The organism is Sunxiuqinia dokdonensis (assembly GCF_001270965.1).
Lineage (GTDB): Bacteria > Bacteroidota > Bacteroidia > Bacteroidales > Prolixibacteraceae > Sunxiuqinia > Sunxiuqinia dokdonensis.
The window spans coordinates 1-22,308 of sequence record NZ_LGIA01000156.1 but is presented as its reverse complement, the minus strand read 5'-3'; the positions used below and the strand labels follow the sequence as shown (position 1 = coordinate 22,308).

General features: G+C 44.6%; 20 protein-coding genes. 9 read left to right on the top strand and 11 right to left on the bottom strand.

What is annotated here, in order from left to right; genetic code table 11:
- Positions 1-71 precede the first annotated feature (71 nt).
- Positions 72-1,013, bottom strand: a complete 942-nt coding sequence (locus NC99_RS11590; protein ID WP_053183823.1) for a hydrogen peroxide-inducible genes activator — start codon at positions 1,011-1,013, stop codon at positions 72-74.
- Positions 1,014-1,122: 109 nt separating this feature from the next.
- Between NC99_RS11590 and NC99_RS11585 the strand changes: the two genes are divergently transcribed.
- The gene (locus NC99_RS11585; RefSeq protein WP_157624821.1) at positions 1,123-1,587 is read left to right on the top strand and encodes a Dps family protein; all 465 of its coding nucleotides are present in this window, start codon (positions 1,123-1,125) and stop codon (positions 1,585-1,587) included.
- A 37-nt stretch (positions 1,588-1,624) separates the two neighbouring features.
- Here NC99_RS11585 and NC99_RS11580 read toward each other — a convergent pair whose 3' ends face one another.
- Complete coding sequence (locus NC99_RS11580) at positions 1,625-3,478, bottom strand: glycoside hydrolase family 15 protein (RefSeq protein ID WP_053183821.1); 1,854 nt, start codon at positions 3,476-3,478, stop codon at positions 1,625-1,627.
- A 282-nt stretch (positions 3,479-3,760) separates the two neighbouring features.
- Between NC99_RS11580 and NC99_RS11575 the strand changes: the two genes are divergently transcribed.
- The 5 genes from NC99_RS11575 to xseB all read left to right on the top strand — a co-directional run bounded on the left by NC99_RS11575 (position 3,761) and on the right by xseB (position 10,199).
- Positions 3,761-5,971: a bifunctional alpha,alpha-trehalose-phosphate synthase (UDP-forming)/trehalose-phosphatase gene (locus tag NC99_RS11575; protein WP_053183819.1), complete on the top strand. Its 2,211-nt coding sequence runs from the start codon at positions 3,761-3,763 to the stop codon at positions 5,969-5,971.
- A 63-nt stretch (positions 5,972-6,034) separates the two neighbouring features.
- Positions 6,035-6,844, top strand: coding sequence for a toxin-antitoxin system YwqK family antitoxin (locus NC99_RS11570; protein WP_157624819.1), 810 nt, complete (start codon positions 6,035-6,037; stop codon positions 6,842-6,844).
- Between the two features lie 60 nt (positions 6,845-6,904).
- Entirely contained in the window at positions 6,905-8,542 is a 1,638-nt protein-coding gene (locus NC99_RS11565) for a S8 family serine peptidase (RefSeq protein ID WP_053183816.1), read from the top strand.
- A gap of 11 nt (positions 8,543-8,553) precedes the next feature.
- The gene (xseA, locus tag NC99_RS11560) at positions 8,554-9,993 is read left to right on the top strand and encodes an exodeoxyribonuclease VII large subunit (RefSeq protein WP_053183814.1); all 1,440 of its coding nucleotides are present in this window, start codon (positions 8,554-8,556) and stop codon (positions 9,991-9,993) included.
- 5 nt (positions 9,994-9,998) lie between these two features.
- Positions 9,999-10,199: an exodeoxyribonuclease VII small subunit gene (gene xseB / locus NC99_RS11555; protein WP_053183813.1), complete on the top strand. Its 201-nt coding sequence runs from the start codon at positions 9,999-10,001 to the stop codon at positions 10,197-10,199.
- Between the two features lie 45 nt (positions 10,200-10,244).
- Here xseB and leuB read toward each other — a convergent pair whose 3' ends face one another.
- The 6 genes from leuB to NC99_RS22115 form a co-directional block, all read right to left on the bottom strand.
- A complete protein-coding gene (gene leuB / locus NC99_RS11550) occupies positions 10,245-11,309 on the bottom strand; it encodes a 3-isopropylmalate dehydrogenase (RefSeq protein WP_053183811.1) in 1,065 nt (354 codons plus the stop codon).
- A gap of 101 nt (positions 11,310-11,410) precedes the next feature.
- Entirely contained in the window at positions 11,411-12,967 is a 1,557-nt protein-coding gene (locus NC99_RS11545; protein ID WP_204374976.1) for an alpha-isopropylmalate synthase regulatory domain-containing protein, read from the bottom strand.
- Positions 12,968-12,977: 10 nt separating this feature from the next.
- Entirely contained in the window at positions 12,978-13,562 is a 585-nt protein-coding gene (gene leuD, locus NC99_RS11540; RefSeq protein ID WP_053183809.1) for a 3-isopropylmalate dehydratase small subunit, read from the bottom strand.
- Between the two features lie 122 nt (positions 13,563-13,684).
- Positions 13,685-15,085, bottom strand: a complete 1,401-nt coding sequence (gene leuC / locus NC99_RS11535) for a 3-isopropylmalate dehydratase large subunit (protein WP_053183807.1) — start codon at positions 15,083-15,085, stop codon at positions 13,685-13,687.
- Positions 15,086-15,114: 29 nt separating this feature from the next.
- Entirely contained in the window at positions 15,115-16,617 is a 1,503-nt protein-coding gene (locus NC99_RS11530) for a 2-isopropylmalate synthase (RefSeq protein ID WP_053183804.1), read from the bottom strand.
- A 180-nt stretch (positions 16,618-16,797) separates the two neighbouring features.
- Positions 16,798-17,277, bottom strand: a complete 480-nt coding sequence (locus NC99_RS22115) for a hypothetical protein (protein WP_053183802.1) — start codon at positions 17,275-17,277, stop codon at positions 16,798-16,800.
- A 93-nt stretch (positions 17,278-17,370) separates the two neighbouring features.
- Between NC99_RS22115 and NC99_RS11520 the strand changes: the two genes are divergently transcribed.
- Positions 17,371-17,808, top strand: coding sequence for a hypothetical protein (locus tag NC99_RS11520; RefSeq protein ID WP_239684444.1), 438 nt, complete (start codon positions 17,371-17,373; stop codon positions 17,806-17,808).
- Positions 17,809-17,915: 107 nt separating this feature from the next.
- On the opposite strand, the gene NC99_RS11515 is transcribed toward NC99_RS11520, so the two are convergent.
- The 3 genes from NC99_RS11515 to NC99_RS11505 are packed head-to-tail and all read right to left on the bottom strand — an operon-like array spanning position 17,916 to position 21,263.
- Positions 17,916-19,100, bottom strand: a complete 1,185-nt coding sequence (locus NC99_RS11515) for a tetratricopeptide repeat protein (protein ID WP_053183798.1) — start codon at positions 19,098-19,100, stop codon at positions 17,916-17,918.
- 56 nt (positions 19,101-19,156) lie between these two features.
- The gene (locus NC99_RS11510) at positions 19,157-20,896 is read right to left on the bottom strand and encodes a TonB family protein (protein WP_082326450.1); all 1,740 of its coding nucleotides are present in this window, start codon (positions 20,894-20,896) and stop codon (positions 19,157-19,159) included.
- Entirely contained in the window at positions 20,889-21,263 is a 375-nt protein-coding gene (locus tag NC99_RS11505; RefSeq protein ID WP_053183794.1) for a BlaI/MecI/CopY family transcriptional regulator, read from the bottom strand. Before NC99_RS11505 ends, NC99_RS11510 begins: the two co-directional genes overlap by 8 nt.
- Before the next feature lie 206 nt (positions 21,264-21,469).
- Here NC99_RS11505 and NC99_RS11500 point away from each other — a divergent pair, with 206 nt between their 5' ends.
- The gene (locus tag NC99_RS11500; RefSeq protein ID WP_053183792.1) at positions 21,470-21,829 is read left to right on the top strand and encodes a DUF6249 domain-containing protein; all 360 of its coding nucleotides are present in this window, start codon (positions 21,470-21,472) and stop codon (positions 21,827-21,829) included.
- A 5-nt stretch (positions 21,830-21,834) separates the two neighbouring features.
- Positions 21,835-22,308 (top strand): RNA polymerase sigma factor (locus tag NC99_RS11495; protein WP_162231204.1); only part of this gene is annotated, 474 nt, incomplete at its 3' end.

Here is a 22,308-nt window from a genome sequence, read left to right as displayed (position 1 = left end):
TTCTTCAAAGAAAAATTCATCACAAGAAAAAAATCTCCGGAGCGAATCTTCGGAGATTTTTTTATACGAAGTTAAAGCTTCGTATCCAATGGGTTAAAAAACGGCTGCTCCTTCATTCGTTTGGGAATCGTATCCAAAATAACCTCCATCAAGGCACGAACCAGTTTCTTTAAGCCGCTACTTTTCAAATAAACAAAACTGATTTCGCGGGTCGGAACGGGATCTTCAAAAGGCTTGATCAGGTCTTCAAATTCGGATGGCACATTCAAGGTAGCCAACTCCGGGATAAACGTCATGCCTCCCTGGCTTTCAACAATGCGCTTCAAGGATTCGATTGAGCTGGACACGTAGCGGAAGTTACTGTTGACCGATTCGAAGGAAGGAATGGCGCAAACGGAATTGATCTGATTTTGAAAACAGTTGCCCTCTGTCAAGTACCACAACTCGTCGGTTGGAATCTCATTCGGGCTGATCCTGGATTGCTGATACAGCGGATGACTCTCTGCCACATACAGGAAAAACTGCTCATAAAATAAGGGTGTAAAACCAAAACCCGCCGCTTTAACCGGAGTTGAAATAATTCCTGCATCAAGCTCATTAAATTTGAGCTTGGTCAGAATTGTCTCGGTGACCAGCTCCACAATTTCAATTTTAAGATCGGGAAAGCGTTGTTTGACCGGGGTAAGGAATAATGGCGTTAAATAAGGCGACAAGGTGGGAATGACGCCGACTCGAATCTGCCCCTTAATTTCCTCATCCAGTTCGAAGCTAAGCTGTTCAAATTCATTCATCAATTGAATGATCTGGACCGCCTTCTCGAAAAAGCGCTCGCCTTCGACCGTAATTCCCAAAGGTTTTGTGCTGCGCTCAACCACCACAAAACCAAATTCTTCTTCCAGTTTCTGAATCTGCAAACTTAAAGCCGGCTGACTAATTGATAGATTTTCGGCAGCTTTCGAAAAATTTCGCACCCGATACAACTCCACAAAATACTTTAGCTGATTGATATTCATATCGTATAACTATTTCAAATACGGATATAAATTTAATAAATAACATTAATAGTATCTTTGAAATAGAAAATAAATCAAAAAAGAAAATAAACTTTAAAACGTAATCATCATGAAAACATTAGAAAAAACACAAACAACAAACGACACCCTGGTGAATGGTATGAATACATTTTTGGCCGACATGCAGATTTTTTATCAAAACCTGAGAGGTTTTCACTGGAACGTCACCGGCAGCCTGTTTTTTGTGCTGCACACCAAGTTTGAAGAATATTACAACCACACCTCGGAGGTCGTTGACGAAGTTGCCGAACGCATTTTAATGCTTGGCGGACAACCAGTACATTCGTTCAGCCAGTACATTCAAATGGCCGATATCCAAGAGGTAACCAATGTTCACGATGGAAAAGAAGCCGTTGGGCATGTCATCAACCAGTCGGAGCACCTGCTCGATAAGATGAATCAGCTAAAAGAAGTGGCGGGTGAGCAGAACGATGAAGCGACTGTAACCTTATTCAGCGACCTGATTGGTGACACCGAAAAGCGGATTTGGATGCTGAAAACATTCCTCAAATAGGGAACAAAACCAAAAATCAACATCAAAAAAAAAGGGACTAATGCAGTCCCTTTTTTTCGTGTATAATATCGATAAGCACCCCTTCTTCGGATAATTGCGATTCCGAAACATTAATCGCTGTTTCAATCAGGGCCAGGTGCGAGTAGGCTTGCGGAAAATTCCCCAGCATGCGTTTGGTTTCAAAATCAAGATCCTCGCTGAATAAGCCCAAATGGTTGGAATAGCTTAGCAGCATATGAAATTTCCGAAGGGCCTCTTCTTTCCGTCCGATTTTAAAAAGAGCATTGGTGAGCCAAAACGAACAAATAGTGAAGGCGGATTTGGGTTTTCCAAAATCGTCCTGGTTTCGGTAGCGGAACATCAGTCCGTCCTGCTCCAAGTCTTCCTGAATGGCCAAAACAGTGCTGACGTATTTATGATCGGTGGCATGAATAAAGCCGTACGACTCCATCAGCAAAACCGAGGCGTCCAGGTCTTCAGACCCATATGCCTGGGTAAAGGCCTGCCGCTTTTCCGACCAGGCATGTTTATGAATGTCGGTGTGTATTTTATCCCGAAGCTTCGCCCATTTATCGACATACATGCTTCGCTGTAAAAGCGTCGCTATTTTTACGGCCCGGTCAACCGCGGTCCAGCACAACACCTTGCTAAAGGTGAAGTGCTTGTTCTCACTCCGAATTTCCCAGATTCCGCGGTCAGGCTTTTTCCAGTTGTTCCCCACCACTTTAATAATGTTCCTGACAATCGTCCACAGCTCCTCGCTGTACTCCAGGCTGATATCGTAAATTTCGAGTTGCTGGTAAATCACATCCAGCAAAATGCCGTAAATGTCGTTTTGCTTCTGTTTATAGGCTGCATTTCCAACCCGAACCGGAACAGAACCTTCGTAGCCCGACAAATGAGACAATTCCATCTCGCTTAATTTTTTCTCCCCGTTGATGCCATACATAATCTGCATCTTCTCGTCCTTGTCGGGCAAAATATCGATGATGAAGCTCAAATAACGTTTGGCTAGTTTATAATGCCCAAGCGAAGTCATAATCTTGACCACCATCGACGCATCGCGAATCCAGCAAAAGCGGTAATCCCAGTTGCGTTCTTCGCCAATGGTTTCGGGCAACGAGGTCGTAACAGCGGCCAAAATAGCGCCACTTTTGTCGTAACTCAGCATTTTCAAGGTCAACGCACTACGAACAATCTCCTCATTATAAAATTTATACGAAGTGGTTCGTTCGGCCCAGTTTAGCCAGTACACTTTTGTTCGTTCCAATTTGAGTTTGGCCCGGCGCGTATCCTGTGGCAGGAGCTTCTGGTTGTAGCTCAGCAGGCAAAATTCATCCTTTGTCAAAATAATTGGACTGCTTTCCAAAATATCCTGATAATCAAAACTCGAATAGAGGTATAGTGAGTCGTAGGCTCCGTTTCTGGTGTTTGATTTCAGATAACAACCCTGCTCATTTTGGGTGTAACACCCCTGCTCCAAAAAGCTTCGTGTATCGTGTTTTGCATACTCCAGCTTCGGATTATAACTGATTGTCAACTCCGGCTGGCCGTCAATCCACTTAAAATAGCGAATGACATCAGGCGGAATATAATAACCGCCATTATCCGGATTTAGGTAACGCGGCATAAAATCCTGCACTTCAAATGCTCCATCTTCACACTGGAAATGCGTTTTCAATATATTGGTCCTCGGGATGTAACTTTGGGTGATTTTTTTTAATCGCTTCGGAATAATTTTAAAGCTCCCTCCTTTTTCCTCATCCATCAAACTTGCAAACACCGACGACGAGTCAAACTTTGGCAAACACAACCAATCAATTGAACCCGTTTCTGAAACCAAAGCGGCACTTTTACAATTTCCAATTATCCCGTAATTCAAATTCTTCATACACGAATGTTAAACATCATTTAAAAACTGGTCCTTCTTTCAGTTTAATTTGATACCTTGAGAAAATTAATCCATTTTTATAGGCAGAGCAAAAAAACAAATAATAAAATGGAAACTCCCAAAAAAGCCAAAAAATTAACGCAGGCTTTTCAAATACGAAACAAAGCTGCTTCAGGGACGAGTTTCCATAACTTCTTTAACAACAATTCGTTTAAGAATGTGTTGAAAATGATAACACCCATTTTATAAAGAATTTAAAATTGACTGATAAAAAGCCACACTATGAGTAAAATTCACATTGTCTCGAACCGATTACCACTAAGTATAAATAAGGAAAATGATACGTTTAATTTGTCGCCAAGCGTTGGGGGCCTGGCTACCGGCATGCGCTCCGTTTACAAAGAATACGGAGGCAAGTGGGTTGGATGGCCCGGATTGGCTGAAGATGATTTAACAGGAGCTGAGCGCGATGAGATTGATGACAAACTGGTTGAAGAGGATTGCCTGGCAGTTCATTTAACCAAGGAAGAAATCAGCCTGTACTACGAGGGTTTTAGCAACAACGTCATTTGGCCGATGTTCCACTACTTTGCCCAATTTATCGACTACAACCCGAATTATTGGGAAGCCTACAAAAAAGTCAACCAAAAGTTTGCTGAAAAAGCCCTTGAAATTGTTGACGATGGCGATATTGTCTGGATTCACGATTACCAGTTGTTGCTGGTTCCTGAAATGATAAAATCGGTCAAACCCAATGTAACGATCGGGTTTTTCCTCCACATTCCTTTCCCTTCATTCGAGGTTTTCCGCATTCTCCCCTGGCGCAACGAACTGATCAGAGGCATGCTGGGTGCCGACCTGATTGGATTTCACACCTACGATTATGAACGTCACTTTTTCAGTTCTGTCAGGCGTCTGCTGGGCTACGAAATCTCTTTTAATGAAATTCACCTCGAAGACCGCATCATCTTAGCCGATGCCTTCCCCATGGGAATTGATTATGAGAAGTTCGAAAATCTGGCCAAGGACATCGCCCACAAGCCATTACAGGAGCGCTCAGAACTGCATCGGGAGTTGGAAAAATATTTCCTCGTTTCGCCTGAGCGCAAGCTCATTCTTTCCATCGACCGGCTCGACTACACCAAAGGAATCCCAAACAGGCTGCACGCTTTCGAAAAATTTCTGAATAAATATCCCGAATTTAAAAACCAGGTTTCACTCATCATGCTGGTGGTGCCCTCGCGCAATGAAGTGGAGCAATACAAATTGCTAAAAAGTGAAGTCGATGAACTGGTTGGCCGAATTAACGGACAATACGGCGATGTGAATTACACGCCGGTTTGGTATTTCTACCGTTCGCTGCCTTTCGAAAACCTGATCGAACTGTACAGCAGCTCCGATGTCGCCCTCATTACCCCCGTTCGCGATGGCATGAACCTGGTAGCCAAAGAGTACATCGCCTCGCGTGTCAATCAAAGCGGCGTAATCATTATCAGCGAAATGGCCGGAGCAGTCAAAGAGCTGGGCGAAGCCATTATCATCAACCCTAACAACGAAGATGAAATTGCCGACAGCATTCAACAGGCTTTAACCATGCCCATAGAGGAACAGCGCCGCCGCATGCGTTACCTTCAGGACCGGATTCGCCGCTATGATGTATTTAAATGGTCAGGCGAATTTATCAAAGGCATGAAGAAAGTTGAAGGCATTCAACGAAACTTCTTGGCCAAAAAAATAACGCCTCAGGTGGGCAAAGAACTGACTGACGCTTTTGCAAAAGCCAGCAAAAGAGCGATCTTTCTTGACTACGATGGCACGCTGGTCAACTTTAAAAACGATCCGCAGGCAGCAAGCCCCGACGAAGAATTACACAACCTGATTACCAAACTCGAAGAAGACGAGAAAAATATGGTAACCGTCATCAGCGGGCGTGACCGCGACACCCTGGAAAAGTGGTTGGGAAACCATCGAGTCAACCTGATTGTTGAACACGGTGTTTGGTTGAAAAAGATTGGTGGCGACTGGCAAATGCTGGATAACATCAACGCCTCGTGGAAACCCGTCATCCGGCCAATTCTCGAAAATTTTGTTGACCGGACACCCGGAACTTTCATTGAGGAAAAAAATTATTCGCTGGTGTGGCACTACCGAAATTCGGTGCCCGAACAAGGCGAACTACGCGCCAACGAGCTAAAAGATGAGTTGCGCAACATGATCGCCAACCACAACCTCGAAATCATGGAAGGCAACAAAGTGATTGAGCTAAAAGCCGGCGGAATCAATAAAGGCGTTGCCGCCTTGCGGTTTTTGCGCGAAAATGAATACGACTACATCATAGCCATTGGCGATGACTGGACCGACGAATACATGTTCCGCGAATTGCCCGAAACGGCTGTCACCATTAAAGTTGGGCTGAAAAGCACAGCGGCTTCTTATAAACTGGAATCGGTGAAATCGGTTCGAAGCTTTTTGAAAAACCTCGGTAAAAAATAGCATGGCATGCCCCATCCTTTGGTTGAGGAAAAAACTCTAGCTTTGGGGCATAACTTCTAAAATATGATTCGAATCTTATCAACCATACTTCTGGGCTTGATCCTATACATGGGTCAAGCCCAGAATGCCATTAATCGGCTCGATTCAAACGGACAAAAACAAGGTTTCTGGCAAAAAAAACAAACCAATGGCAATTTGGCCTACGAAGGAACTTTTTTAAATGACCAGCCCCTTGGAGAGTTTAAACGCTACCACGCCAACGGATTGCTAAAAGCTCGTTTATTTTATCCTGAAGATTCAGACACCATTTCAGCTGAATTATTTGACATCCGGGGAAAGCTCATGGCAAAAGGAAACTATGTGGGCGAAAAAAAACAAGGCCTTTGGCAATATTTTCAGAATGGGCAGTTGATTTCGGAAGAGGTTTTTGAGAACAATCAGAAACACGGAACCTCAAAAACCTATTACCCGACCGGTGAGCTGTTCGAAAAAACCGATTGGAAGAATGACCTGCAAACTGGCATTTATCGTGCCTACTTCAAAAACGGAAAACCTTATCTCGAATGTCGAATGGAGGGTGGGAAACGGGATGGAGCCTGCCAGGTTTACTATGAGAATGGCCAGCTTGAGCTGGATGCAATGTATGTTCAGGGACTCCGCAACGGTGACTGGAACTACTACCATCCGGACGGCACCTTTTCGCACACGCTAACTTATGATCTGGGACTGCTGCTCAACCCACAGGTTTTAGACAGCATTCAGCAAATTCAATTTAATGAGTTGGAGAAAAACCGGAGTAAATTGATCGATCCCGAGAAATTCATGGATGACCCAGGAAGGTATATGATGGAAAATCGCATTCCGGCACGTTAACGAAACCGATGTAAATTGGCAAGAATTGTCACATATGGTCTCAATTTTGGACTGAAGAACATGCTACAACGAAGCTGTCTGTTTTTCGTGCTTCTGCTCGCCGGATCAGCGTGTGCACAAGCCCAGCCAGCGAATTACTACTGGATTCAGTTTGCCGACAAAAATGGCAGCAGCTACAGCATCCACCAACCTGAAAAATACCTGTCGCAGCGTGCGATTGAACGGCGCCGAAAACAAAACATTGCAATCAATGCATCCGACCTGCCCGTTTCTCAGGTTTATCTTGAAGCATTATCGGCGAAAGGTGCTGAAATCATTCATACGTCAAAATGGATGAACGGCGTCACCATCAAGGCCAGTGATGCGGTTTATGCTGACATCATTCAGTCACTTGACTTCATCGCTTTTTCGGAGATGACCAAACCCGGACTTGCCTTAAAATCAACCACCAACAAGTTCAGGATTGAAAACCAGGGGGCCGAAATTGAGGAAGCCGCCTACGGCGCTTCCATCGATCAGCTGAAATTATTCAACGGACAAGGGCTTCACCACCGCGGGTTTTTGGGTCAAGGCATGCACATCGCCGTGTTGGACGCCGGCTTTTACAAAACCGATGAACTACCTGCTTTCGAGCGCTTGCAAGCCGAAGGCCGGATTTTGGGCACCCGCGATTTTGTTAATCCTGGCGGAAACGTCTATCTGGAGCATTCGCACGGAACCAATGTGCTGTCAACCATGGGTGGCGAGTTTAGCGGACAGTTGATAGGCACAGCCCCCAGGGCATCCTATTTTTTACTTCGTACAGAAGACGATGCAACCGAATATTTAATTGAGGAGGACAACTGGGTGGCTGCCGCCGAATTTGCTGACAGTGCCGGCTGCGACATCATCAACTCATCGTTGGGTTACACCACCTTTGACGACGAAAACATGAACCACAGCTATGCCGACCTGGATGGCAAAACGACCCGCGTGACCCAAGCGGCCAACATGGCCGTGGAAAAAGGCATGTTGGTATTTGCAAGCGCCGGAAATGAAGCAAACGCATCGTGGAAATATTTGGTGGCCCCTTCGGACGGAGACCTGGTCATTGGGGTAGGTGCGGTGCGCAAGGACAGCATTTGGGCGCCTTTCAGCTCGCTGGGACCGGCAGCCGGCGGCGCCACCAAACCCAACCTGGTGGCCGTGGGCTGGGGAACCATTCTTCAAAAAACCGACGGCAGCATTGGCCCATCCAACGGAACATCTTTTTCATCGCCGGTACTGGCTGGCATGGCGGCCTGCCTGTGGCAAGCCCACCCCACAGCAAGCAGTCAACAAATAAAGAATGCACTCGAAAAAAGCGCCTCGCAATACCTCCAGCCCAATGACACGCTAGGCTTCGGAATCCCCGATTTTGAACAAGCTGACCAGCTCCTGTCGGAACATGATCGGACTGAAATTACTCAAAACTGGCTGGCTGTTCCCAATCCTTTTCTCGACCAGGTTTTTCTTTACCAACAATCACCCAAAGTCTCTGAATCGGTTACCATCAGCCTGTTTTCCACAAATGGGAGCTTATTGCAAAAGCAAGTTTTCCACCAGCAACAGTCCTTTTTTCTATCGAATTTGGCTAACTTGCCTGCCGGATTGATTCTGGCAAAAATAGCATCCGACACCGAAGTTTCGGTCATCACACTGGTGAAAATCAATCCGTAAACAAACGAGCTATGGCAACGGCACAACTTTCACTTTCTGAACTCAACAACCAAATAAAATCGAAGCTGGATGATGCTTTTCCGGCCTTGTTGTGGGTTAAAGCGGAAATCAGTGAGCTGAACAACAACCGCACCGGCCACTGTTATCTGGAGCTTGTTGAAGCGAATGAGCATACTAAGGAAGTGATGGCCCGGTGCCGCGCCATGATTTGGTCGTACACCTTTCGCATGTTAAAACCCTATTTTGAAACAACCACTGGCCAGATTTTTTCAGAAGGATTAAAAGTGTTAATCCAAGCCAAAGTGGAATTTCACCCGGTGTACGGACTGAGCCTCAACATTCGGGATATTGACCCCAGCTACACAATGGGCGACATGGCCCGCAAACGACGCGAAATTATTCTTCAACTCGAAGAAGACGGGGTGCTCGACATGAACAAAGAGCTGGAACTGCCTGTAGTTCCGCAGCGGATCGCCATCGTTTCGTCGCCCACGGCTGCCGGGCTTCAGGACTTTCAAAACCAACTGGCCAACAACGCCTACCACATTCATTTTTACACCAAGTTGTTTCCGGCCATCATGCAAGGAAAAGATGCTGCCGCTTCGATCATGATCGCACTGGAGCAAATTTTTCAATACGAAGATTTCTTCGATGTAGTCGTGATTATTCGCGGGGGAGGCGCCCAAATCGACCTGGCCAGTTTTGACGATTACGAACTGGCTTATCACATCACGCAGCTTCCGATTCCGGTCATTACCGGCATTGGTCATGATAAAGATGAAACAGCGGTTGACCTGGTCGCACATACCAAATTGAAAACGCCAACTGCGGTGGCGGAATTTTTGATCACTGGTGCGGCTGCCTTTGAGCAGACGCTGGATGAAACAAAAGAACGCTTTGTAGCAGAAATTGAAGAACGACTTGAAACTGAAAAACAGTTTCTCCAGCAAAGCCTGCAAACAATAAAACAGGGTGTCCGGCAAATCGTTAGCCAGGAGAACAACCGCTTTAAAATGACCAGCCTGAAACTGGAGCGATCCGTTCCTTCTTTTTTGAAAAGTAAAATTCAGCAACTTCAGCAACACAAATACCTGATTGAAAAACTGGGAACCGGACAGCTGGGCGAAGAAAAACACCAGCTCGCCCGTAAACTGGACAACCTGCACTTTTTTATCCAGCGGCAGTTTCGAATCAAACGAAACAAGCTGCAGCAGTCCAGGCAAGAATTAATCATCAGGGGGAAAAACAATCTGAAAGTACAGCGCAACAAGCTGTTGCATTTTGAAGGACAGGTTCGGCTGGTCGATCCGCAAAACGTTTTAAAACGAGGATACAGCCTGACCTACAAAGACAATCAGCTGGTGAAGTCAGTTGGCCAACTGACGATCGGCGATGAACTGGTCACCCGTTTGGCTGATGGAAAAGTAACAAGTAAACTCACAAAAAAATAAGCACCATGGCAACAAAAAAACCGAGCTACCAGGAAGCCGTCAATGAGATTGATGAAATCCTCGCGAAAATTGAAAATGAAGAATTGGATGTCGATGAATTATCGACCCAGGTAAAGCGGGTTTCCAGCCTGATTAAGCTTTGTAAAGATAAACTGCACAAAACAGAAGAGGAAGTTGAAAATATTCTGAAGGAAATGGAAGAATAAAAAACGGGGAACCAGCCATTGACTCCCCGTTATCACATCCTGTATTTATGCCTTGGCAATGTAGTCGGCAATCCAGTCGCCCACTTCCGAGGTTTTATAGGCTTTTCCTTCTGCAATGTCTTCGGTCACCACTTGTTCTTTCATGGAGGCGGCCACGGCATCGCGAATCAGCTTCCCTTCATCCATCAAACTAAACGCATACTCAAACAACATGGCAGCTGATAAGATGGTGGCAATCGGATTGGCAATGTTTTTTCCGGTGGCTTGCGGATAGGAGCCGTGGATCGGCTCAAAAACCGAAGTATGAATCCCGATCGAAGCTGATGGCAACAATCCGAGCGACCCGGTAATCACGCTGGCTTCATCAGTCAAAATATCGCCAAACATGTTTTCGGTCACCATCACATCGAAGTTTTTCGGCCACTGGATGATTTGCATGGCAGCATTGTCCACAAACATGTATTCCGTTTTTACATCGGGATAATTGGGGGCCATTTCCTGCGCAACTTCGCGCCACAAGCGCGAGCTTTCCAACACATTGGCCTTATCGACCACCGTTAGTTTCTTGTTGCGCTTTAGCGCGAATTCGTACCCCAGTTTCAGAATGCGCTCCACCTCATCGCGGGTGTAGGTACAAGTATCGAAAGCTGTGTTGCCATTATCCTTGCGCCCCTTTTCGCCAAAATAAATGCCACCGGTCAACTCACGGATGGCAACAAAGTCAGCTCCTTCAACCAGCTCGCGGCGCAAAGGCGATTTGTGCAACAAGGATTCGAAAGTTTCTACGGGGCGGATATTGGCATACAAACCCAGTTTTTTGCGCATCAGCAACAAGCCCTGTTCCGGGCGCACTTTGGCTTTTGGATCGTTGTCGTACTTCGGGTCGCCAATGGCTCCGAACAGCACGGCATCGGCCTGCATGCAGAGCTCGTGTGTCTCTTCGGGGTAAGGCTCGCCAAGCTTATCGATAGCCACCGCGCCGGTCAAACCGAAGTTATATTCCAATTCATGATTAAACTTCAAGGCCACGGCTTTCACCGCTTTCATCGCCTGATCAATAATTTCAGGTCCTATTCCGTCTCCGGGGAGAACCGCTAATTTTAGTTTCATATTGTTCTACTTATTCTAATGTTTTGACTTCAATTTTGATTTTGCGCCAACACCAACACGATAATTCCAAGTCTTCATGGGTCGGCCAGCGCCTTTCGCTTTTACGCCTTTTCGAATTCCGCGCGGTGTTCCAACAGATTCAGCATGCGCACCGTTGCTTTGATGGCTGCCGCTGTCTGGTCCGGATCGAGTCCGCGGGTTTTAAACTCCCGGTCCAGCTCCCAAATGATCACACTTTCAACCAGCGCATCGGTTTTTCCCCCGGGAGGAATCGTCACGCTGTAGTCAAGCAACTTCGGAAAAGGCTTTTTTAGTCGTTTGTAAATATTCTTCAGCGCATTCATAAATGCGTCATATTGTCCGTCGCCCGAAGCACTGGCCTCGTAATTTTTTCCTGAAATATCGATGCTTACCGTTGCCGAAGGTTTTAGCCCCATGGCATGCGACAACGCATAATTGTTGATGTGAATTTTTTGCTCCAGGCTTTCCTGCAACACATCAGCCACAATGTAAGGCAAATCTTCTGCAGTTACCGTTTCCTTTTTATCGCCCAGGTCGATGATTCGGTTGGTCACCTTTTTCAAAGCTTCGGGATCAAGATCAATGCCCATCTCTTCAAGATTCGCTTTAATATTGGCTTTCCCTGAAGTTTTACCGAGGGCATAACTTCGGACCCGGCCAAAACGTTCGGGCAGCAGATCGTTGAAATACAGGTTGTTCTTATTGTCACCATCGGCGTGAATCCCGCTGCACTGCGTGAATACAAACTCTCCAATCAAGGGCTTGTTTGTCGGAATGCGGATTCCTGAAAAGCTTTCAACCAACTTCGAAATCCGGTTCAACATGCTTTCATTCACCCTGGTTTGCATATGCAGGTGGTCTTTAATCGTGGCAATCACGCTCGAAAGCGGCGCATTACCAGCCCGTTCACCCAGCCCGTTGACGGTGGTGTGCACGCAACGCATTCCGGCCTTGATGGCATGAAACACATTGGCAATCGCCAAATCATAATCATTGTGCGCATGAAAATCGAACTTAACGTCCGGGAAACTTTCGATCATCTCCTTGCAAAAGTCATAGGTCTCATCCGGATCTAAAATACCCAAGGTATCGGGCAGCATGATTCGCTGAATATTCATTTCCTTCAGGCGCGAAATCATAAAATGGACATAGTCTCTTGAACTGCGCATGCCATTCGACCAATCTTCCAGGTAAACGTTTACAGCTATTCCCAGTTCCTCGGCATAATCAATCGACTTTTGAATATCGGCGATGTGTTCTTCAGGTGTTTTCCGAAGTTGCTGGGTGACGTGTTTGTAGGACCCTTTACAAAGCAGGTTTATCACTTTTCCACCTGCACGGTTGATCCAGTCGAGTGAGATTTTTCCGTCCACAAAGCCGAGTATTTCTACCCGCCCAAGGTGTCCACGTTCGGCAGCCCAAGCCATAATTCTGCGGGCGGCTTCAAATTCGCCCTCGGAAACGCGGGCCGAAGCGATTTCGATACGATCAACGCCAACACTTTCGAGCAAGACTTTTGCTACGCTCAACTTCTCTGTATCGGTAAACGATACGCCCGAGGTTTGTTCTCCATCTCTCAGGGTGGTATCCATAATACTGAGCACCTCGTTTTGAACTTCAACCACTTTTCCCGTCATTGTATTTCCTTTACTTTTCAAATGCTTCAATCTCTTCTTTCATACCCACCAGAAAGTCGATGTCATCCAAACCGTTTTGCAAACAGTGCTTTTTATAAGGATTAATTTCAAATTCTTCCGACTCGCCGGTAGCCAGCAGCGTGAATTTCTGGTTTTCCAAATCCACTTCAAACTGTGTTGATGGATCGTTTTCGATGGCCTGGAATATTTTTTCGAGGAAAGCGGGTGAAACAATCACTGGTAACAGACCATTGTTCAGTGCATTTCCTTTAAAAATATCAGCAAAAAAGCTGGACACCACGACCCGGAAACCATAATCGTAAATCGCCCAAATGGCGTGTTCTCGACTTGATCCACTTCCAAAGTTTTTACCGCCAACCAAAATTTTTCCTTCATACCGATCATCGTTCAGTGGAAAGTCTTCAATGGGTTGATTGGCTTTGTTGTAGCGCCAATCGCGAAACAGGTTATCGCCAAAACCTTTCCGTTCCACCGCTTTCAAAAAGCGGGCAGGAATAATCTGGTCGGTATCTACGTTTTCAACAGGCAGCGGTACCGCCCTCGATGTTAATGTTTTAAATTTATCGTATGCCATTTTTATTTATTGTTAGAAGCCCCTCCTTCCCCACTTTCCGGCAATTTCCGGAGAGAAGAAAAGGGGGGCACAATTCGATATTCATTTAACTGCACTCATTAAGCTGATTCCTTTCGAAAACTTTACATCAGCTCGCGTGGGTCGGTAATCACGCCGGTTACTGCCACAGCTGCTGCGGTAAGCGGACTGGCCAGCATGGTGCGGGCTCCGGGCCCCTGGCGACCTTCAAAGTTCCGGTTCGAGGTTGAAACCGCGTATTTACCTTCCGGTATTTTATCATCGTTCATGGCCAAACAGGCAGAGCACCCCGGCTGACGAAGTGCCATGCCGGCTTCTTCAAAAATCTTGTCCAGCCCTTCAGCAACAATCTGCTTTTCAACCGCTTTCGATCCGGGTACCAGCCACACATTCACGTCGGCAGCTTTTTTCCGTCCCTTCACAAATTGGGCAAAGGCCCGGAAGTCTTCAATCCGTCCGTTGGTACAGCTTCCGAGGAAAACGTAATCAACTTTCTTGCCCTTCATGGCTTCGCCCGGATGATAATCCATGTATTTCAGCGATTTCAAAAAGGTTGATTTATCAGTTCCCTGCAAGTCTTCACCCAGGGGAATGTGGTGCGTTACACCAATGCCCATGCCCGGATTTGTTCCGTAGGTAATCATCGGCTCAATGTCGGCTGCATCAAAATGATACTCGGTATCAAACTGCGCATCCGCATCCGATTTCAAGGACTGCCAATACTCCACCGCTTTGCCCCAATCGGCTCCTTTTGGAGCAAACTGACGCCCTTTGATGTAGTTGATGGTTGTTTCATCGGGTGCAATCATGCCACCTCGCGCGCCACTTTCAATACTTAAGTTGCAAAGTGTCATTCGGGCTTCCATACTCAGACTGGTAATGGCCGACCCGGCATACTCAATAAAATGGCCCGTGCCGCCGCTGGTCGCAATTTGCGAAATGATGTACAGGGCGATGTCTTTTGATGTAACCCCTTTGCCCAACTCGCCATCAACGGTGATGCGCATTTTTTTTGGTTTTGGCTGCATAATACATTGGCTGGCCAGCACCATTTCCACTTCGCTGGTTCCAATTCCAAAGGCAATGGCGCCAAAAGCGCCGTGCGTTGACGTATGGCTGTCACCACAGACGATAGTCATACCAGGCTGCGTCAAACCCATTTCAGGGCCAATGATGTGAACCACCCCATGTCCTTCGCTTCCCAAACCATGGTAGGTAATGCCGTGCTCGTCGCAATTGCGTTTCAGCATTTCCACCTGGTGGCGCGAAAGCTCATCCTTGATGCTTAATTCCTGATCGATGGTTGGCACGTTGTGGTCGGGTGTGGCCGTTGTTTGATCGGGACGGAAAACTTTGAGTCCACGGTTCTTCAATCCTAAAAAGGCAACCGGGCTGGTCACTTCATGAATAAAATGACGATCGATATACAATACACTTGGGCCTGCCTCCACTTTCTTCACCACGTGGGCATCCCAAATTTTGTCGAATAATGTTTTTGCTTCCAATTTATTTTCTTTTTAAAAGTTACACTTCTTTATTTAACCGGAATCTTGTTCACCGCGTCCAGAAATGCTTCTACCGAAGCGGTAATAATGTCAGTGTGTGCGCCAAACCCAAAGAATTTCACGCCTTCAAAGTCCAGTTCCATATGCACTTTACCCACATCATCACTTCCTTTGGTGATGGCCTGAATCAGAAACTCCTCTAAAGTAACCTGCCGGCGAATGATTTGTTTAACGGCATTGATTGCCGCATCCACGGGCCCGTTGCCTGAAGCTGTCGCATCAAACTTCTCTCCCGCAATGTCAATGCGTACCGAAGCCATCGGTTGCAACGATTTTCCGCTGATCACCTGCAGGAAGTCCAGTTTTATGCGACGTTCTTTTTGCTCGGCATCGCCAACCAACAGGGCGACATCGTCATCGCGAATGTCTTTCTTCTTGTCGGCCAGATCCAGGAATTTTTCATAGACCTCATCCAGCTGCTCCTTATTCAGCTCAAAACCCATAATCTCCAGACGATGTTTCAAAGCGGCACGTCCGCTGCGGGCGGTCAACACAATGGATGATTCATTGATACCAACATCGGTCGGGTCGATAATCTCGTAATTTTCCCGATTCTTCAGCACGCCATCCTGGTGAATTCCGGAGGAATGTGCAAAAGCGTTTCGGCCCACAATGGCTTTGTTGGGCTGCACGGGCATGTTCATCAAGTTCGAAACCAGGCGGCTTGTTTTATAAATATTTTTCGTGTTGATGTTGGTATCGATGTTCAACACCTGGTAGCGACTTTTTAAGGTCATCACCACTTCTTCAAGCGAGGTATTTCCGGCACGTTCTCCAATTCCGTTGATGGTAACCTCGGCTTGGCGGGCACCATTCATAATTCCGGCAATGGTATTGGCTGTTGCCATGCCCAGGTCGTTGTGGCAGTGTGTTGCAATGACTGCCTTTTCAATACCACGAACGTTATCCACCAGGTACTTAATTTTTTCGCCAAACTCATAAGGCAAGGTGTAGCCAGTTGTATCGGGAATATTCACGACCGTAGCTCCAGCTTTAATCACCGCTTCAACCACCCGTGCCAAGTATTCATTGTCAGAGCGGCCAGCATCTTCGGCATAAAATTCCACATCCTCCACATACTTCTTCGCATATTTTACAGCAGCAACAGCACGCTCGAGAATTTTTTCAGGAGTTGAATTGAGTTTGTTGTAGATATGATAGGGTGATGTGCCAATTCCGGTATGAATCCGGCCCTTCTTTGCATATTTTAGGGCTTCGGCGGCAGCATCAATGTCTTTCTCAACGGCGCGGGTTAGGGCACAAATGGTTGGCCAGGTCACCGCTTTTGAAATTTCAACTACTGAATTGAAGTCACCCGGGCTTGAAACAGGAAATCCAGCTTCGATGATATCGACGCCCAATTCCTCCAACGCTCTGGCCACTTCAATTTTCTCAACCGTGTTTAACTGACACCCGGGAACCTGCTCCCCGTCTCGCAAAGTGGTGTCAAAAATGTACAATCTGTCGCTCATGATGGAATAATTTATAATTGTTCTTTTTCAATATTTCACTCAAAGAAAAAAGCCACTCTCGTTTGAGAATGGCTTTATGTCTGTGTTTTATAAGTTTCGTTACTCCATACCATTCTCATTACCGCATCCAAAGTAGAATACCGAGTAGAATACCGAGAATAGAAATGGAATAAATTCGTGTCATTTTTTCAATGATTTCCTGCAAATATCACAATTTAATTTTAAACTGAAAACAGAATAGCCTTTTATTTTACGATTCTTAATAAAAAGATTTTGTGGTCTTATTCTCAGAGGATCAAAACCGTCTCCCTTTTTTTTGCCTAAAGTGCTTGACAGCTGTTTACAATTCCTAACTTTGTCTGTTGTAGCAATACAACATTTGACAATGATTAAAGCTGCCGGCAATGGAGACGCACCAAAGCCGGCGGCTTTTACTCTTGACTCGGGATCTGAGTTTAATTCCGGGCGCGACTCAAAGTCGCACTCGGAATAAAAAATGTTTGAAGTCGCACCCAGAATAAAAAAATAAACGATTGTTTTTTTCGTATGCAATTCGAACCTCATCATATCTACCACATCTATAACCAAGGGAATAACCGGCAAAAGATCTTTTTTGACCGGGAAAATTATCTCTTTTTCCTCCGTAAGATCCGAAAGCATATACTTCCTTTTACCGATATTTTGGCTTGGTGCTTAATGCCCAACCACTTTCATTTGATGGTGTACGTAAATCATACTGAAATTGATGAACGAATGGTGATAAACAATTCCAGGCACGACTCAAAGTCGCACCCGAAAAGTCGCGCCCGTAATGCAAGCCAGAAGCAGATGACGCTCAATACTTCCATTGGGATCATGCTTGCCTCCTATACCCGGGCAATTAATAAGCAGCGTAATTGGAGCGGATCTCTTTTCCGTTCCGAAACCAAAGCTGCCTGTTTGACTGAAGTCAAAGGAATTACGCCCGCCTGGATTACCAGTATGGGGATTACCCAAATCACAATCCACGACCCGGATTTGGACTACCCGAATATCTGTTTTAATTACATCCTTGATAATCCTGTAAAAGATAAATTGGTTTCGAGGCAAGAGGAATGGGAATTCTCGTCTTCAGTCGATTTCCTTGGAATCCGAAATGGGGGATTGATAAACAGAAGCCGGATTAATGAATTTGGGCTTCGCCTGCTTTAACGGTTAAAGTCCTTTTAATCCGGGCGCGACTCGGAGTCGCACCCGGATTTTCGAATGATTTCATATCCTGACGGGTAAATCGTATCGGACTTAGATTGCAGTGTTTGTTATTGATTGGTCAAATTGATTTTTTCTATCAAAGTATCGTATCTATCACGCATTTGCAATCGGTAGTAAACGTTCTTTAGGGCCTCAAGCAGTGAGTTGTTGCGTCCATTAATTTCATAAGCTTTCTCAAAATATGGCAAGGCTTTCTTAAATTCCAAATCAGCCTTATTTCTTTCTAATTCATATTTATCGGTCTGATTCCCTGGCACTGCATTTGCAACATCAACTTGTTTCACCCCGCGGTTATAATAAACAAGTCCCAAATTAAAAAGAGCATCAAAACTATTGAATTTCAATTCTATTGCTTTCTGATAAGACTTTATTGCTCCTTCAATGTTGTTCATTCGTTCAAATAAAAAGCCTTGATAGAGATAGAAAGACTCATTGTCTGGTTCATTTGAAATGGCTAAATCCATGTATTTTATCGCCTCTTCTACCTTATTTGTTTTTTCATATATATTGATGAGTTTGGTAAGTATCAAACTATTTGCTGGATATTCTTCCAGTCCTTCATGCATTATCTCAATAGCACCAGTAGTATCTTTTATACCAAGGTAGCTTTCTGAAAGCTTTTCGTAAGTGGCTGCACCATTGTATTTGTATGCAGCTACCTTTTTAAATAAAGCAATTGCTTTAACGAATTTTTTGGCGCTATAGGCAGATAAAGCAGCGTTATAAATGATAGCTGTGTCTACCGTCGCGGGGGATTCTTCCAAAAAAACAGGCGTATTTTCAATCTCCAAAACCTTTTCAAAAGAACCTAATGCTTTTTCATAATTCTGGCTATTAAATGAGGCTTCAGCCTGATTTATAAAGTCTCCAATTAAAAGTGTAAGCTTGATTCTAATGCTTTTTGAAAACCGATCTTTGTCGTCCAACTCGATTGCCTTTTGATATGATCTGAATGCTTCAGCAAGTGGATCGACGTGGAGTTTCCTGTAGTTTTCGTCTTTCGATTGAAAGATTGCCTGAAATATTTCTCCTCGCACTTCCCAGGTTCGTGGCCATTCGATTGAGCTTTTTGCTTTGGCATTATTGCCGTCAATAGCTCCTTCGATAACGGCTAATGCTTCATCAAGTCTCCCTGCTTCTTTAAAACCCAATGCGCTGGTTACTTTTCCTTTCTGCGCAAACATACTTGTGAAAGCAAAAAGGAAAAGGAATAGAAGTATGTTGATTTTCATTCTTTTAAATTATTGAATGGAAAAAGTAGTTGATAGCCTGATTTTTTTAGACAAATTCAATTTTGATCTTCTTCGTAGAAAAAATCAATGTCAGTCGTATAAGCTACATTTACCGTACTCCCATGATGAATCCCAGGACTCCATTTGGGCATTGAATAAATGACCTTTATAGCTTCCTGATCAAGAGCCGGATGTACCGATTTGACAACTTTGGCGTACCAAACGTTCCCTTCTCTGTTAATTACGAAATTGACAACAACCTGCCCATGTGCTTTATCTTCTCTTGCAATTTTCGGATATTTAGTTTGTTTGGCAATAAATTTTTTCAACGCGGGTATCCCACCCGGAAATTCTGGCATTTGGTCAACAATCGTATAAGTCTTTGTATTTTTACTATCATCATAATCGGTTAATCCATCAGAAGATGTACTTTTAACATCTGTCGAGGTTCTTTTCGTAGTGTGGATACCGACGGAAACCCCCAAGTCTGAAAAAATAGGCTCCATCTTTACTATCGTTGATTCCTCAAAATCAGGTGGAGTTCTTACAGTCCTTCGAAGGCCGTCATGTGAAAACCACAGAGGTAAATCTTCCAACATCTCAAGTTCAAAATTCCCATTGGCGTCAGTTGTGGTTTTGATGGCTTTCGAAGCAACAACAGATACACCTTCGATCGCATTTCCATACTCATCAACAACTTTACCTTTTATTACTTTTTGCGGTTCTCGCTTTACTTCACTCATGACTGTCTCTTCATTCTTTTGATCAATCAGAATGGGATTTAATTCAGAAGGAACCCCATCATCTATGGTTTGGCTATCTTCATTTAAATCAGGCAGTAGAATATTGACAGTTTCATTTTGTATCTCTTTTTCGATAAGTTCTTCGCCCGATTTGCCGAAAGCCATCAGCAACAGGGCAAGCAGGGGAAGAAAGGTCGCCACCTTCCAACGCCATGCTTTGCTGGATTTTTGTTTGTTCATCATAACAATACGATTTTTAATTTGACAATGATTAAAACTGTTTGCAAGTGCGAACTTTTGATGTCCAACACATTTTTGAATGATTAGTAATTGATATTGGGTTGCATCGATGCCTGAATTGAGGGTGTGGTGGTCGGCCTGAAATTCGTGAATTTCTTTCAGGTCACGAACCATGCGGTAAACCAAGGGATTAAACCAGAAGATGATTTTTGCCGCCTCCATCAGCATGAGGTCGTAAAAATGCCCCATGCGAATATGCGACCGCTCATGTATAATAATTGCTTCGGAGTTCATGTCGTAATCGTGCTGAGAAATCAGGATGTATCGGCCAAACGAAAAAGCAGGAATGTCGTCAGCAATAATCATCAAGCGAATTCCGTCCAGAAAAACTTTTCTGGCTTTTCGAAACAGCAGCAAAACTGAAATAATGCTGTAAAACAATATCAAGAACGATATAAAAACACCCGAAAGATAGATGGATAAAAAAATATTTTTGAACGAAACCGCATTAGTTTGGATTGTTTTGGATGCAGCCATTGAAGGTTGAATTGCTTCCGCAGAAACAGCGGCTGGAATAGTTTCTTCCGAAACAGGGTGGCTCTGAAAAATGGGATCCAATTTTATGGTTGCCGCAGGCTGAAGCAATTGGGGCGAATTTAAGAATGGAATGGCTACTGAAATCACCATCAAAAACAACAACACCAGCCGACTGAGCTTGAAGAAAGTTTCTTTCCTTAACAACAGCCTATAAGCCAAGTAAAGCAAACTCAAACTCAAGGTCGATTTTACTAAAAATAAAAGTAAACTACTCATTTTCGGTGTTTTTACGCGATTCAACCTGACGGATCAACTCCTGGATTTCTTCGGTTGTAATTTTCTGTTCTTCAACAAACATGGACACCACCGAAGCGTAAGAGGTATTAAAATACTTGCTCACCAAATTCTTAATCGAATTTTTACTGAATTCCTCGCGCGATATTTTAGCAAAATACCGGTGAGTATTTCCAAACTGTTCATGATCGACAAAACCTTTTTCTTCGAGCCCCCGCACAATCGTTGAAATGGTATTGTAATGAGGTTTTGGACCTGCCAACAGTTCAATAATCTCTTTAACATACAAGGAACCTTTTTCCCAAAAAAGTTCCATAATTTCTTCTTCTCTATTCGTCAGATGTTTCATGATTTTATAGCTTTCATCAAATGTAACTATATTTTTTAGTTTTCAAACTAAATTGAATAGTTTTATTACTGATTATTTTAGTTGGCGGACTGCAGATCCTGGTTCGATAATCTTCCCATCAGAAAAAATTTACTCAGGAACCAATCCTTTTCTGTAACATTTCTTATTAGCTTGCATCAAAGAGGCAAAACTTAAAAATTGAAACAATGGAAGATTTGATGTTAGCATTGATTTGGCTGGGATTTTTTGCCAGTGTCTTTTTGGGATGGTACTATTTTCTGCAAGCCAGAAATAAAGAACGCATGGCACTCATTGAGCGCGACAAGGATGTTTCGGAGATTTATGCCAAACGCGAAGTCAGTTTTCGATTTCCCTGGCTGAAACTGGGCATGTTAATAACTGGTATCGGCGTAGGACTCTCGCTCGCCATGGTCCTGACCCTAAACCCCATGTGGGACGCCTTGAACAAAAAAACCGACGGTGCATCTATTTTTGCATTTATCCTGCTTTTTGGTGGCATCGCGATGGTCATCGCCCATTTCATTGACAAGCCGAAAAGCAAATAATGTCAATGGACGACCTTTACATCCAGAAAGTCTTAAACGGCGACACCGAGGGATTCAGGTATTTTATAAGCCAATATAAAGACCTGGCCTTTTCGGTGGCTATTGCTGTTGTTAAAGATGAATTTTGGGCCGAAGAGGTTGTCCAGGAATCGTTTATCAAAGTGTTTCAGAAATTGAAAACTTTCAAGGGACATTCGAGCTTTAAAACCTGGTTTTACCGGATTGTCATCAACGAAGCGTTCCAGCGAATGCGGGAAGAAAAGAAGCAGCACACCTACCAAAATGAACTTCGGGAAACGGAGCTCGATTCGGTGGAAGGCAATCTGAACGGCCTCACACCGGAGGAGCAAAGCGTGTTGGTGCAGGAAGCGCTAAAACTGATTCCACCGAAGGAAAGTTTGGTACTGCGCTTATTTTATTTGGAAGAACAAAAGGGGATTGCCCTGTTTATGGAACCAACGCCTGATTTTTATAGTGAG